Source organism: Singulisphaera sp. GP187 (genome assembly GCF_900129635.1).
Classification (GTDB): Bacteria; Planctomycetota; Planctomycetia; order Isosphaerales; family Isosphaeraceae; genus Singulisphaera.
This window is the reverse complement of sequence record NZ_FSRB01000001.1, coordinates 5429923-5443820: the sequence shown is the minus strand read 5'-3', so window position 1 is coordinate 5443820 and position 13898 is coordinate 5429923. Positions and strand designations below refer to the sequence as shown.

13 protein-coding genes are annotated in these 13898 nt (G+C 63.5%); 2 read left to right on the top strand and 11 right to left on the bottom strand.

What is annotated here, in order from left to right; translation table 11 throughout:
• Positions 1-531 precede the first annotated feature (531 nt).
• The gene (locus tag BUS42_RS21305; protein ID WP_254053648.1) at positions 532-1575 is read left to right on the top strand and encodes a DUF1559 family PulG-like putative transporter; all 1044 of its coding nucleotides are present in this window, start codon (positions 532-534) and stop codon (positions 1573-1575) included.
• Between the two features lie 32 nt (positions 1576-1607).
• Positions 1608-1820, top strand: a complete 213-nt coding sequence (locus BUS42_RS21300; protein ID WP_074309518.1) for a hypothetical protein — start codon at positions 1608-1610, stop codon at positions 1818-1820.
• 339 nt (positions 1821-2159) lie between these two features.
• Here BUS42_RS21300 and BUS42_RS21295 read toward each other — a convergent pair whose 3' ends face one another.
• The 11 genes from BUS42_RS21295 to BUS42_RS21240 all read right to left on the bottom strand — a co-directional run bounded on the left by BUS42_RS21295 (position 2160) and on the right by BUS42_RS21240 (position 13799).
• Entirely contained in the window at positions 2160-3323 is a 1164-nt protein-coding gene (locus BUS42_RS21295) for a cysteine desulfurase family protein (RefSeq protein WP_074309516.1), read from the bottom strand.
• A gap of 57 nt (positions 3324-3380) precedes the next feature.
• A complete protein-coding gene (locus BUS42_RS21290; RefSeq protein WP_254053647.1) occupies positions 3381-3560 on the bottom strand; it encodes a hypothetical protein in 180 nt (59 codons plus the stop codon).
• Between the two features lie 404 nt (positions 3561-3964).
• Positions 3965-4180 (bottom strand): hypothetical protein, encoded by a 216-nt coding sequence (locus BUS42_RS21285; protein WP_074309513.1) that lies wholly within the window; start codon positions 4178-4180, stop codon positions 3965-3967.
• A gap of 48 nt (positions 4181-4228) precedes the next feature.
• Entirely contained in the window at positions 4229-5329 is a 1101-nt protein-coding gene (locus BUS42_RS21280) for a DUF1559 domain-containing protein (RefSeq protein WP_074309512.1), read from the bottom strand.
• A 155-nt stretch (positions 5330-5484) separates the two neighbouring features.
• On the bottom strand, positions 5485-5793 hold the full coding sequence (locus BUS42_RS21275; RefSeq protein ID WP_074309510.1) for a thioredoxin domain-containing protein: 309 nt from the start codon (positions 5791-5793) through the stop codon (positions 5485-5487).
• A gap of 8 nt (positions 5794-5801) precedes the next feature.
• Positions 5802-6308, bottom strand: a complete 507-nt coding sequence (locus BUS42_RS21270; protein ID WP_143206421.1) for an aminotransferase class V-fold PLP-dependent enzyme — start codon at positions 6306-6308, stop codon at positions 5802-5804.
• Between the two features lie 356 nt (positions 6309-6664).
• On the bottom strand, positions 6665-7135 hold the full coding sequence (locus BUS42_RS21260; RefSeq protein WP_074311310.1) for a hypothetical protein: 471 nt from the start codon (positions 7133-7135) through the stop codon (positions 6665-6667).
• 41 nt (positions 7136-7176) lie between these two features.
• Positions 7177-8328 carry a hypothetical protein gene (locus BUS42_RS21255; RefSeq protein ID WP_074309504.1) on the bottom strand — a complete coding sequence of 384 codons (1152 nt, stop codon included), beginning with the start codon at positions 8326-8328 and terminating at the stop codon, positions 7177-7179.
• A gap of 176 nt (positions 8329-8504) precedes the next feature.
• Complete coding sequence (locus tag BUS42_RS21250; RefSeq protein WP_143206420.1) at positions 8505-11603, bottom strand: protein kinase domain-containing protein; 3099 nt, start codon at positions 11601-11603, stop codon at positions 8505-8507.
• Positions 11604-11695: 92 nt separating this feature from the next.
• A complete protein-coding gene (locus BUS42_RS21245; protein ID WP_254053646.1) occupies positions 11696-12403 on the bottom strand; it encodes a hypothetical protein in 708 nt (235 codons plus the stop codon).
• Between the two features lie 250 nt (positions 12404-12653).
• Positions 12654-13799 (bottom strand): hypothetical protein, encoded by a 1146-nt coding sequence (locus BUS42_RS21240; RefSeq protein WP_074311306.1) that lies wholly within the window; start codon positions 13797-13799, stop codon positions 12654-12656.
• Positions 13800-13898 lie beyond the last annotated feature (99 nt).

Sequence of the window (13898 nt, the reverse complement as noted above, 5' to 3'; positions counted from 1 at the left end):
GCGACCAATTCTCAATACAATATCCTAATGAATTAAAACAAAACCGTTCTTCCATCAAGGCTTTACATGCCGTGTGGAATCGAGACGGTTCTGTATACCCGATGAAACGTTCCGCGGTCACTTCCTCCGTCGCGGCTTCACCGAATAATTATGCAGCCCCGTCGACTCCTAGGACCACAATGAATAATTATGCAGCCCCGTTTCCTACCGAGGTCTCCATGAATAGTTATGCAGCCACATCTTCGGCTGAAACCTGATGGATATCCCGCGTTTTTCTTCACATTCCCTTCATATCCTCCATGGACTCAAGTCTTATCCGTTGATAGGATCACGGTTGCGATTCAACACCTTATCCCTTCCCGAATTAGCCGACTTCGATTCAGGCGTCTCGCGGCTTGCCGGCGAGCGATGGGTCATCAAGTCGGGAGTGGCCCTACGTCATAGGGTCACGAAGCGATGAGTGTTGACCGCTCCCCTCCTTGTCTCCGAGGAGATCATCATCAGGCTCTTTCTCGAATGAAGGGACGTGCGATGCGAAAACGCGGGTTCACATTGATCGAATTGCTCGTTGTCATTGCCATTATTGCCGTCTTGATTGCGCTATTGCTTCCTGCCGTACAGGCGGCGCGCGAGGCGGCGCGACGATCCCAGTGCACGAATAATCTCAAGCAAATCGGCCTGGGGTTCATGAATTTCGAGTCGGCCAACAGCCATCTGCCCCAGGGGCCATATGACGGCCAGGCCACAACGTTTGCCTGCTGCGACGCGAATGGGCCTGACGGATGGAACCATTTTTTCAAAATCCTGCCCTTCATCGAGCAGCAGCAAATCTACAACCTAGCGAACTTCACCGCGCCGCTCGCTCCTTCGGCGAGCCGAGACAAGGTTTTGAACGGCGAGCTTCCCATCTCGCGCGTGGCGATCGCAGGCTACTACTGCCCGTCACGACGGGTGAACGAACGCTATGAGAACAATGCGGCCTCCGCGGCTGTCACGGCGCTATCGCGGAACGACTATGCCGGATGCCAAGGATTCCGAACCGGTTTGGCCGCGGACTGCGCTCCCGCATCGACGCAGCCCGCCCCTCCCAATGGTCTCGCCGCGACGGCGAACAACTATGTGGCCATCAATCAGGGAAACGTTGCTGGCTACAAAGGGGCCATCGTCTGGGCTGGCACAGGGATCAAGCGCATGTTGGCCGATTTCAAGGATGGCACCTCAAACTCGATCCTCTGCGCCGAGAAGGCCATTTCCCCGAAGGGATTCGGCAACGAAGGGGGCGACAACGAGCAATGGCAGAACGCAGGTTGGGACGAGGACAACGTCCGCGCCCATTTCGTGCCGACCGCGGACAGTGCCAACCCTTGGAAATGCGGTGGCTTCCTGTCTCCTCCCCAGCCCGATACCGGGAATACGATCTGGCGGAGAAACTTCGGTGGTCCCCACTCCGGCGGCATCAATGTGTTGTTCGGCGACGGGTCCGTCAAGTTCATCAAGTTCACGGTGAACCCCAACACCTTCCGCAAGTTGGCGGTCATTGATGACAACGAGCCCATCAGCTCAGACGAGTATTAATTCCAAGCAATTTTGATTCGAGGCAAACCACGATGAGAGTCCGATTCTTCCTGGCGTCCTTGCTGTTTCTCCCGTGCCTGGCTCTCGTGGGTTGCGGCGGTTCCTCATCCACCGACGCGGACGAGGCCTCCAAAGCTCCCCTGAGCGCCGCCGATATCGCTCAAGCCAAGGCCGACGCGGATCGCGTCGCTGACGAAGAACGCGCCCACCAGAAGAGCGAGGCTCCCGCGGGCAAGAGCCGCTGACGACCGGAGCGCGAGCCAGTCGACACGACACACCGCGATCGGCCGCACGCTGCCCCTTTCAACAACGCCCGGGGATCCCACCAAGGAGATCCCCGGGCGTCCTTGTTTCTTGGGCTCAGGCCGGCCGCCCGACAACGAGGTCGACCCGAAGACCTCGTGTGGCTCCGCCACCCGGACAACAAGCTGTCCAGGCCACCCACCGGTTATCATTATTACGCATACATGCGTATCCGCATGCATAATGCAACCGAACAACGCGATAAGCCCCGGCGACCCGACGATCGATTCGCCGGGTCCATCACGCTCGGGCATTCCCCCCAGGTTGCTCGGCCTTCGCAATCAAGATTCCGAGTCGGCCTGAGCAATCCGCCGAACGACCTCGATGATCCGAGGAAGAGCCGTCTCGATCTCGGCTTCGGTGGTGGCCGCGCCCAGGCTGAACCGGACCGAGGAGCGGAGGCGGTCGTCGGGGACGCGCATCGCCACCAGGGTCGGCGAGGGGCGGGTTGAGCCGCTGGCGCAGGCGGAGCCGAGCGAGGCGGCGATGCCGGCCAGGTCGAGTTGCATCAGCAGGGCGTCACCGTCAAGGCCGGGAAGGCCGAGGTTCAGGGTTTGCGGCAGGCGCTGGGCGTCGTCGCGCGGGCCGTTGCGGATCACGTGATCGGCGCCGAGCGCGGCGATCAGGCCCGACTCGAGCCGGTCGCGGAGTGTCCGCCAACGGGTCTGGCGGGCCTCGGATTCCGCCTGCCAGCATTCGAGCGCTTTGGCCAGGCCGACGGCCAAGGGGACGGCCACGGTCCCAGGCCGACGCCCCTGCTGCTGGCCACCGCCGAAGAGGCGTGAGCCGAGCTTGATCCCGTGGCGGACCAGGAGCAGGCCGACACCGACCGGCCCGTGGAACTTGTGGGCGCTGGCCGCCAGGGTGCTGACCCCCAACGCATGGAAATTGACCGGGATCCGGCCGACGGCCTGCACGGCGTCGGTGTGGACCGGAATCCCGCGCGACTTGGCCAGGGCCGCCAGGCGCGCGACCGGCTCGATCGCGCCGGTCTCGTTGTTGGCGAGCATCAGAGTGGCGAGCCGCGTCTCAGCGCGGAAGAGGGCGGCCATCTTCACGGGGTCGGCCAGACCTTCGGCGTCCACGGCCGGACGATCCACGGCGAACCCGGCCACTTCGAGACGGGCGATCGGTTCGGCGATGGCCGGGTGCTCGATCGGGCTCGAGACGACGTGGCCCGGGTCCCCCTCCGCGCCTGCGAGGCCGAAGATCGCCAGGTTGTTCGCCTCGGTCCCCCCCGAAGTGAAGATCACCTCGCCCGGCTCGGCCCCCAAGATCCGGGCGACCGACTCCTTGGCCTCCTCCCAACCGCGTCGCGCGACGCGGCCGAAGGCATGCCGGCTCTCAGGATTGCCCGCCGATAGCCAGTACGGCCGCATCGCCTCGAGAACCTCGGGATCGATGGCCGTCGTCGCATTGTTGTCGAGATAGATCGGGTGCAGCATCACTTGCACGGGCGTTCAAGCCGGATCCAAAAGAGATCAGGGGCCAAGGAAAATCCCTCAGCCCACGCTACGGAGCGTCAACACCAGGCCGACAATAAACAAGGGGATGCCGATCAGAGAGAGCGGCCCGGCCCAAAGCGCAACCCCCACCACCATCAAGACGAACCCGAACACCAACCCTGACAGCCGGCCCAGGGTCTCAACCACCCAGACCACCAGCCGAAAGGGAAGCGTCACCACCGACCAAATCGCTCCAAACACGCTCTCCAACATGGTTTTAACCTAACACACCGGAACCCGCGGGGGAACCTTAGATCTCGCGGAAGACCCCGAACCCCCACCCCGACGCAGCTCCCCACGCGGCCTTTTCCCAGGGTCCGCCCGGGCAGCGAACGCTTCGGGCCCTCGAGCCAGAACCCAACGGGACCGGTCGCCCTCAATGAAAAAAGCAAGGGCGACGGTCTCGAGTTGGCAGAGCTACAGCGGTTTACGCTCGGGTGGATCACAGGCCAAGCGATCGGGGTGGCTGGGGTCCGTACTCGGCCCCCGGTCTTTGGACTCGCGTACCGGGGTCCGAATACGGACCCCAGCCACCCAGACGTGAGCCACTCGTGGGTAAACCGCTGTAGAATCCGTTCCCCTCATTGGGCCCTGGAACGGGTCGGTTTGACCTTGGGGGTGAGAAGCATCTGGGCCTTCTCCTCCTCTTCGACTTTCAAGTCCCGCTGCTTCACTTCCTCCAGGTCGGCGGCGCTGAGCGGCGGGAGGTCGTTGGGGTTGGTGGCGGATGACGACCCGCCGCACCCGGCAACGCTGACGAGACCGAGGAACGAGGCAGCCATCATGAACAATCGCATAATTAACATTCTTTCCTATTCTGATTAGACAATCCACGGCTGCCGATGTCAGAACTCGTCCGCGCTCAAGGGTTCCATGTCGTCGATGACCGCCAACTTCCGGAAGGTGGTGGGGTTGACGCTGAACTTGATGAACCGCACGGAGCCGTCGCCGAGCACGGCGTTGATCCCGCCCGAGTGGGAGCCGCCGAACTGCCGCCTCCAGAGTGTGCTGCCGGTGTTCGGGGACGGTGGGGTGTTGCAGACACCGTTCAGGGGTGCGGCCGAGGAGTCGGGGATGGGGACGAACTGATAGCGGACATTGTCCTCGTCCCAACCGGAGTTGTTCCACATCTCGTTATCGCCGCCGTCGGTGCCGAAGGTCTTGAGAGGCTGGCTCTTCTCGGCGAAAACGATGGAGTTCGAGGAGCCGTCCAGAAAATCTCTCAGGTAGCGCTTGGCGCCCAGAGCGGGCCAGACGATCGCCCCCTTGAGGCCGGCGGTGTTCCCCAGGTTCGGGTCCAATCTTAGGCTGATGGCGGGCGACGCACCATTGGGCGCCGGCGGGGTGAACTGGGTTCCGGAGCAACTGTAGGACTGGCCCTGCATGAACCCCGCGCAGCCGGCATAGTCGTTCCGGGACGTGGCCGTGTTCGGATTGGAACCATAGCGTTCGTTCAAGCGCCGGCTCGGGCAGTAAAATGCTGTCAGGGCAACCCGGGAGATCGTTTGTTCGCCGTTCATGTCCCCTCGCCCGCTCGCGATCGCCGGAGCGGCGAAGTTGGCGATGTTGTAGAGCTGCTGCTGTTCCATAAACGGCAGAATCCTGAAAAAGTGGTTCCAGCCGTTCGGGCTGGCCGCATTGCAGCAAGGGCTGTACTTACTGTAGTCCGAGTTGGCCGGGTCCGGGGCGCCGCTCGTGGTGAGCGCATTCGGGTCGCCATCATACGGCCCCTGCGGAAGAAAGCCGTTCGCGCTTTCGAAGTTCATGGCGCCCAGGCCCATCTGCTTGAGGTTGTTGGTACATTGAGCGCGGCGAGCGGCCTCGCGGGCCGACTGCACCGCGGGAAGAAGCAGGCCGATGAGCACAGCAATGATGGCAATCACGACCAGTAGCTCGATCAGGGTGAATCCCGCTGGCTGCCGAACAAACTGTTTCGAACGCGACACGAATAAGATCTCCGAAAAGGTGACCAGATGCCCCCTCGGCAAGTTGGGCCAGGGAGACGTGCTGATAGACGTCGATAACGAGCAGGCCACTTTACCGGCGCGAGATGAAGCCCTGATTGGCTGCGGATGAAGAAGCTGCGAGACTATTCCAATCCTCAATCGACGATACAAACATACAAGATTGCGATGGCCTGAAAGAGCACCCGGGGCGGCGCGATCGTTCGCAACCGATTTCTTATGCAAGACATACCAAGTCGCGTTAGCATGTCTTCTCCGGCCCCTTTGATCGATCTGCGTTTCGGCGCCACCGACTCGGCCTCGATCACCCGGGCCTCGACGGCCTTGTCGCGAGCGGGTCCGCGGAGGTTCTCGGAACGGATCACGCCCTTGGCGTCGACCAGGTAGACGGTCGGCCAGGCGCTGACGCCCCACTTGAGCGGGATGGGGCCGACGGCCCGATACAACGTCAGGTTCAGGCGGTGTGAGGAGGCCGCAGACTCAGAGCCGTCCGCCGCTTACTGGCGGTCCGGGCTTTGGCCATCCTGGCTCGCCTGGGCAATCCGCCGAACGACCTCGACGATCCGAGGGAGAGCCGTCTCGATCTCGGCTTCGGTGGTGGCGGCGCCCAGGCTGAACCGGACCGAGGAGCGGAGGCGGTCGTCGGGGACGCGCGCATCGCCACCAGGGTCGGCGAGGGGCGGGTTGAGCCGCTGGCGCAGGCGGAGCCGAGCGTGGCGGCGATGCCGGCCCGGTCGAGTTGCATCAGCAGGGTGTCACCGTCGAGGCCGGGAAGCCCGAGGTTCAGGGTTTGGGGCAGGCGCTGGGCGTCGTCGCTCGGGCCGTTGCGGATCACCTGATCGGCGCCAAGCGCAGCGGTCAGGCCCGACTCGAGGCGGTCGCGGAGTGTCCGCCAACGGGTCTGGCGGGCCTCAGATTCCGCCTGCCAGCATTCGAGCGCTTTGGCCAGACTGACGGCCACGGTCCCGGGCCGACGCCCCTGCTGCGGAACACCAACCCTGACAGCCGGCCCAGGGTCTCAACCACCCAGACCACCAGCCGAAAGGGAAGCGTCACCACCGACCAAATCGCTCCGAACACGCTCTCCAACATGGTTTCAACCTAACACACCGGAACGCTCGGGGGACCCTTAGATCTCGCGGAAGCCCCCGAACACCCACCCCGACATCGCTCCCACGGGAACTTCCCAGAGTCCGCCCAGGTAACAAACGCTCCAGGCCCTCGAGCTAAAACCCAACGAGACCGGTCGCCCTCAATGAAAAAAGCAAGGGCGACGGTCTCGAGTTGGCGGGGCTTGCTGGCGCGCAGGCTGGCGACTTACTTCTTGTCTTTCGGCACGTTCTCGGGCGGCGGCTGAATCGTCACGTTGTCCTTGGCTCCCGGAATCGTGGGCATGCTGGCCGGCTCGGGGAAGGCCGACTCGGGGATCTCCTTCAGATCCTTCTTCCGGTCCTTCTGCGCCAGGATCGAATAGCGTTTGTCCCCCTTCGAGCCGATCTCATACCGACCCCAGTAGGCCTGGGTGCTCGGGTTGTAGTAGTAGATGTAGTTCGTCTGCGACGGGTAGTAGATGCAGTAGTGGTAGTCGTACGTCGTCTGGGTCGGCACCGTCTGATAGTAATAGTTCACATAGTAATAGTTATTCGTCTGGCTATAGCTCCAGGTCGTATCGTAGTACTGGCGAAGGCCCTGGGCGGATGTGACGGCCGGAACGATCGCAATCGCGATCCCCATTGCGAGTGCTAAGCCGAGGCCGAATCTTCGTCGCGAAATCTTCATCGACTTCATGGCGTTCTCCTTCGAGTTTGGGTCCACGGGTTCCTTGTCCTTCACGGCTTCCCGCCGGGCAGGTCTTTGGGATCTTCGTCCTTGTTGTAGCGAACGCTCACCGAGGCGCGGAGGCGACCGATGTCGCGTACCACTTCGACGAGCTTGAAGTCCACCGGCGGTCCCTTGCCGGTGGCATTGCCGTTACGGCCCCCCTTCTTGCCCGGCGCCTCGTCGTCGGGGGGCACCGAATCCTTGGCCCAGGCGGCGGCGAACGACGCGGTGATCGTGCCCACGGTCGTGGAGCTGGGTAACGCCTCGGCCACCGCGCTCTTGGCGTACTCGGTCACCTGAAACGAGTCCGACACCTGATTCGTCCGGTGCCAGCCCGGGACCACCAGCGCCTGCTTGCTCGGCACGATGTAATGGGTGTAGTTCTTGTGATCGCTGAATGCAAAAATATTCAGACCATCGATCGTTACGGTCACGGCCGCGTCGTAGGGAGAATCATTGATCAGCTTGATGGCATAGATCTCACTCCGAAGGATCTTCAGGAAGGCGAGCCCGTCGTCGTCCTTCGACGCGGCGCGCGGCCGATAGCCCTCGGCCGACTTGACCTGGATCTCGACGGCGTAGGGGCTATCGGCGGCGGCCGAGATCCGGGTGCTGGCCAGGTGGACCTCGGGCTTGTCGAGCGCATCGGCCAAGGCTTCGTTGCGTTCCTTGTCGGTGCCGTCGGCGGGCATCGCCACGGTCACGCCGGTCAACGAGGCAATCGTCGTGATGTTGAAGATCGCCCTCGGCTCGAGCGTCATGATCTCGTCGCCGGTATGGTCGACGACATGCGCCTTGATCTGGACCGCGAGCAACTTGGTGTCCTTATCGTCGACATCCTGGTAACGGCCGTTGACCTCGAGTTCGGCTCGACGCTTGACGGTAACACCGAGCGTCTTGAGCTCGTCGGCCAGGCACTTGGCGATCGCCGGGCCTGCGCTTGCGGCCAGTTTTGCCGGAGCGGTAAAGTCTCCGACGGCGATCGCGTCGACGCCTTTCTGGTCGAGCAGGAGCTTGATCTTCTTGGCCATCTCGGCCAGCTCGAGATTCAGGTCGCTCGCCGCGTGCGCGGGCCTGGATGCGAACGTGGACGCGGCCAGGAGGAGCATGAGGACAATAGCATACGCCTTGATGGGACGCCGGGCGGGGAATGGGAGCATCTCCAGCCTCAAGAGTGGAATGTGTGAGCGGTCTGCGGATGCGTGTGACACGGCCTTCCGGTCGAAACAAGATTGCGGGCGGGTCGCCCGCGGTCCCAGGGGGGGCAAGCGGCGAGGAATCCGCTTCGAGCCAAGCCAAAGCAAGTCAGTCAGATCACCGCGCATGATATTCAAGATCAATAGACCCGGTACGGTGTCCCGAGGCCGAGTTCGTGGGCGGCCTCCTGGAACGTCGAGATGGCGCGTCCCTCGAGCGAGTCCCAATCCATCCGCTTGATCGCGGCTCCCGCGAGCAGCGGCGCCAGGCCGAGCTGGCGAAGCTTCTTGTTCGCGCGAATCATGGCGACCATTTCCTTGGGATCCGCCACGCCGAACTCGGCCGCGACATCCTCGGGGCCGAGGTCCTTGAGGTAGGCGCGGGCGATCGCTCCGACCGACTCGGGGAAGTCGCGGATCGACTTCTCCCGATCTTCCCCCTGCATCAGGAAGGTCCCGGTCGCTTCCTCGAGGGCCTTGAGATAACGCGCCTGGTCCTTGGCGATGAGTCGATCCATCGCCGGCTTCTCGGGGTAGAGCATTTCGACCTTCTCGCCGGCCTCGCCGGCGACGGCCAGGCCCTCGCGGACCGTGTCCTTGAACGGGACGATCCCGAGTTGGTGGCAGGCCATGCAGGAAAGGCCCGGAACGATGGCCGAGGTGCCCGCCGTCTTGAGTGCATCGCCCACGACCTCGATCGGGCCGACATCGATCCGACGGTCCTTCTGATCGACCAGCACGTAGCCCTGCAAGCCATTGGGGAGGTTGAAGACGATCTCCCCCCCGGCATGCTCGAACGCCTGGCGCATGAACGGGTTTCCCTCGAAGACCGGCCCCAAGGGGAACCGAAACAGGTTACCGGTCCCCTCGTTCTTCTTGAAGTCGTAACTCTTCCAATACGCGCCATAGCTCGCCGGATGACGGTCGACCAGCCGGTTCTGGCTGGAGACCCCGCTGGTGGCGAAGCCGGCCCGCACCAGCTTGTTGCGGAGGAAGTCGGCACAAGGGTCAACGTCGAGCTTTTTCTCCAAAACATGAAGATTTTCAGGGATCTCCAGAAGATTATGATAGAGCGGCGGTCGCGAGGCGTTGGCCACGAACCAGTCGGCCCGCACGTAGGGCATGGAGGTTTGGGCCAGCGTATAGACCTCCTTGGCCGCCTCACGGGTGGCCTGGTCCTGCCGCTTATCGTGCTTCAAGCCGTACGGATAGTGGCTGAGCAGTTCGTTCCAGCGGTCGTGCTCATCCCAGCCGACGTCGCGAAGGTCGATCGCGAAAACGGTCTGCTCGCGGTCGATCGGCTTCGGAACGGCGATGTCGGTCTTCCAGCTCAGGCTGTTGATCAGCTTGGCGACGGCCGCCCGGGCCAGTCTGAGGTCGTCATCGCTGACCGACTTGTTGTTGTACAGGTTCTGAATCGTGAAGAAGCGCAGGAAGGCCCGATCGGACGCGGGCAACGGCCGCAGGTAGTCGCGAATGGCGACGACGATGTCCTGCTCCCCCTTCAGCGGGCGGTCGATCGGATTGGCCGTCGGGAACGTGGCGCCCGCCTCGATCCAGCGGCCGATCAGGGCACGCTCCGCGTCGGAGGGCTTGGGGCCCGAGGGAGGCATGTCTTTCTCCACCCCGATCCGGTCCCACATCGCCGATTCGTCGGGCTTGCCAGGGACCACGTAGGGCTGATCCTCCTCGCCCCGTTTGGCGACCAGGATGTCGTGGTCGAGCACGTTGTATCCGGGGACTTCGAAGCGGACGCCGTGGCAGCGGTAGCAATACTTTTTCAGGAGCCCCTGCGCCTTGACGGCCAGGTCGCCCTCCGGTTCCGGCGTCCGAGGAGTCGCCAGGGACGCAAGCTCGGGCGACTGGCGCACGCGGTCCGATGGCGGCGCGACAGGGGGGAGAGTCGATCCCGAACCCGCCGCGGCGGGAGGAGGAGTGTCGTCGGTCTGAGCCAACGGAGGCTCGGGCTGCCCGGGCTTGAGCGAGGCCTCTGCCTGTCTCGACGGCGGAGTCGCGGGAGTCGATTCGCTCGGGACCACCGCTTGAGCCTCGCCACCGGCCGGTCGAGCCCGGGCTTCGGCCGGTTGCGGGGCGACCGGCGGCCGAGGATCCTTCCGCGGGCGAAGAAGCAACGGCAAGAGCGCAAAAGCGGCGCACCCGAGCAGGACCGCCACAACCCCGCCCCCGATGAGGCGCGTCCGCCCGCGGCGTGCGGCAGGAGCGGGCGAAGCCGCGTCGGCTCGTTGCGTTGTCCCCTGCGCCTGGTACAACGACTGGGTCTGGGAGTCGAGCAGGGGGGGTTGGTGCGCGCTCGACGCGAGCCGCGTCTCCGCAAACGTCTCGGGCCGGCTCGGAGACACGGTCATCGGCAGCGGGCCGACGGCCCCGTATGCCTGCGCCACTCCCTCGCGGGGGGCGGCGGCTTGCAAGGCGCGCACAAAGGCGCGGCAGTTCGGCCAGCGATCGTCGGGCACTTTCGCCAACGCGCGGGTGACCACGCGTTGCTCCGGTTCGGGCAGGCCGGACAGGTCGGCGAGTTGGTGCAGATGGGCATAGATGACCTGGCTGATCGAGTCCCCTCGAAACGGGAGCCGGCCGGTTCGGAGATGGCAGTAGGTCATCGCCAGCGAATACTGATCGGTCTGCTGGCACATCCGGCCATCCAGGACTTCAGGCGCGACGTAGTGCGGTGACATGTTCCCCGTGTGCTCACCCGCGCGACCTTCGAGGATCTTGGCCACGCCGAAGTCCGCCAGCCGGGTCGATCCGCCGACGAGAAAGATGTTATGCGGCTTGATGTCGCGGTGCTGCACCCCGACCTTGTGACCATCGCCCGCATCGTGCCGCGGCTCGTTGAGGTAATCCACCGCACTCGCCATCTCGTCCATGTAGCCCATCAGCTCGTCGTGCGGCAGGCCGGCCAGCCCCTGCTCGCGGCACTCACGCAGCCGATCCCACAGGCTCTTCTCACAGAGAGGCATGGCGATCACCAGGTAGTCCTCCACTCGGGCGGCGAACTGGATGTCGAGGAGGTGGGGATGGCGGATGTTGCTGACGATCTCCAACGCCCGCTCCTCGGGTCCTGCCTCGTGCGAGTTCACCCGAACGAACTTCATGGCGACCCGAACGCCACCGGGGGCAACGGCTTCCCAGACCTCACCGAACCCACCTCGGCCCAGTAATCGGGTCAGGGAATAGCCGGGAACGGGGATTACGCCCGGGGCGAGACTGAGGGACATGGCGATCTCCGGCGACACAGCTCAACGTTCCTGTTTTACGATGCCAAGGCGAACAAAAAGAATCGACATCACACATAAGGATCCGACCGCGTTTACTGGGACGACGCCATCGCAGTCATCGTCCCATCTTTCCCAACGACATAATGATTACCATGATAGATGAGCACTGAGCCCGGGACCGCGTTGGCGTGCTCGGCTGGGATCTGATACCGCTCACCCGGAACCGGGCTGCGCGAAGTCTGCTGCGTCTCGGTGCCGTTGGTTCTCGGCTCAGGGCCATTGTACGAGGTCATCGTCCCGTCGTTACCCAGCAGGTAACGATATCGCCCCTTCGTGATCACCGTCCCCGGCGCCTGGTTAGCAAATTGAGCCGGGATCTGATAATGCTGGCCGGGAATCGGCCCGGCCGAGGTCATCGTCCCGTCACTGCCGAGCTGGTAACGATAACGGCCCCAGGTGATCACCGTCCCCGGCGGATCGTTGGCGTACCGGCCCGGGATCTGATAGGGCTGACCGGGAATCGGCGCCCCCAGGGTCTGCTGATATGCGGACGGATTGCCGAACGCGTTGGACAGGCCACCGTTGGGATTCGCATTGACTCCATCACGGCCGTCCTGCCGGTTCGGGAAGCCCCCCATTGAGGAACCTCCGAGCGGAGCGGGGCTCGTGGGATACTGCGCCGGGGTCTGGGTCATCGGATTGCGACCAACGTTTTCGCCCGATGCGCCCCCGCGACGCTGCTGGGCGTGAGCAGGCGTGGAATCCGCCCATGCGGGCAAGATCACCCACAGCGCAAGCATCCGAATCGTCCGACTCGTTTTCATCATGAGGGCACCCGCAAGAGAACCCAACGGCACAACACCATCAATTTACATGTTCAACATATACCGATTGATCTGAGCTGCCAGGACACCGAGCCTTCGATGCCTGGCCATGGGGAGTACAGGCCGAGCGATCAGGGTAAACCGCTGGAATAAGACAGGGAGCAATCAGCTCCCCGCTCGCCTTACGGGCGAGCGAAGAAGCAACGACAGAGGGGAACGACGGGCCTTACTCGGGAGACTTGAACGCGGTCATCGTCCCGTCGTCGTTGGCCACGTAGCTGTTCCCGCCATAAGTGATCAGCGAGCCCGGGGCCGTGTTTGCGTGCTCGGCCGGGATCTGATAGCGCTTGCCCAGGACTGGGCCGGCGGGCTTGGGCGCGACGTCAAGGCCGAACGGATCATCCGAGCTGGACGCCTTCATCGCGGTCATGGTTCCATCGGTGTTGGCGACATAGCGGTTCCCGCCGTAGCTGATCTCCGCACCGGGGGCGGTGCCGGCGTGCTCGGCCGGGATCTGATAGCGCTGGCCCGGAACCGGGCCGGTCGAGATGCGTTCCACGGCCGAATCATCCGAACCGCCCGAGTCCGTGAACGCGGTCATCGTTCCATCGTTGTTGGCGATGTAGCGGTTGCCGCCATAGTTGACCTGCGTGCCGGGAGCGGTGCCGGCGTACTGGGCCGGAATCTGATAGCGCTGGCCAGGAGTCGGCCCGCCGGCGGTGGGCTGGGAATTCGTGCTGGTGCTCGTCTGCGCCGGCCCGGTGTACGAGGTCATCGTCCCATCGCTGCCGAGTTGGTAGCGATACTGCCCCCAGTTGATGACCGTCCCCGCCGAATAGTTGGCATATTGAGCGGGAATCTGATAGGGCTGACCGGGGTTCGGGCCGCCGGAAACCTGCGGCTGATACTGAGGCTGCTGGTACAACGGGTTCTGATATTGCTGGGGCTGCTGATACTGAGGTTGCTGGCCGAACGCGTCGGACAGGCCTCCATTATTGAAATTGTTGACCGGGCTCATCCCTCCCATATTGGATGGATTGATATAAGGAGTCGCGCCGATGCCGCCTCGCTGATTTTGGAGGCCTCCCAGGTTGGAGCCTCCGAGGTTATACGACGGGTACTGGGGCCGCTGCCCCTGGAGGCCTCCCAGGCTGGAGCCTCCCAGAGGAGGTTGCTGCCTCGGGTAGTTCCCCTGTTGTTGCTGGAGCCCTTGATTGATCCCTCGTAGGATTTGACCGGCAACGTTGGCGGCATCGTTCCCACCGGAACGCCCATACCCGCCTCGACCCTGAGCGTGCGCGGGTGTGGAATCGACCCACGCGGGTAGAGTTGCCAAGATTGTGAGGACCCGAAACAGCGAACTCGGTTTCATCGCGATGGCTCCCGCGGGAGGATTCAAGGTCAGAGCGAGAGGCAAACGCCTCGTCGCCAAGAGATACGGCGCTGGCAAGGCGTTGTGTCATCGCGTCGG

Bases quoted from the DNA above. Each gene is read 5' to 3' on its own strand.
- BUS42_RS21305 (WP_254053648.1), top strand. From the start codon at position 532: ATGCGAAAACGCGGGTTCACATTGATCGAATTGCTCGTTGTCATTGCC.
- BUS42_RS21250 (WP_143206420.1), bottom strand. From the start codon at position 11,603: ATGTCCCTCAGTCTCGCCCCGGGCGTAATCCCCGTTCCCGGCTATTCC.
- BUS42_RS21245 (WP_254053646.1), bottom strand. From the start codon at position 12,403: ATGCTTGCGCTGTGGGTGATCTTGCCCGCATGGGCGGATTCCACGCCT.
- BUS42_RS21285 (WP_074309513.1), bottom strand. From the start codon at position 4,180: ATGCGATTGTTCATGATGGCTGCCTCGTTCCTCGGTCTCGTCAGCGTT.
- BUS42_RS21295 (WP_074309516.1), bottom strand. From the start codon at position 3,323: ATGCTGCACCCGATCTATCTCGACAACAATGCGACGACGGCCATCGAT.
- BUS42_RS21240 (WP_074311306.1), bottom strand. From the start codon at position 13,799: ATGAAACCGAGTTCGCTGTTTCGGGTCCTCACAATCTTGGCAACTCTA.
- BUS42_RS21255 (WP_074309504.1), bottom strand. From the start codon at position 8,328: ATGCTCCCATTCCCCGCCCGGCGTCCCATCAAGGCGTATGCTATTGTC.
- BUS42_RS21260 (WP_074311310.1), bottom strand. From the start codon at position 7,135: ATGAAGTCGATGAAGATTTCGCGACGAAGATTCGGCCTCGGCTTAGCA.
- BUS42_RS21300 (WP_074309518.1), top strand. From the start codon at position 1,608: ATGAGAGTCCGATTCTTCCTGGCGTCCTTGCTGTTTCTCCCGTGCCTG.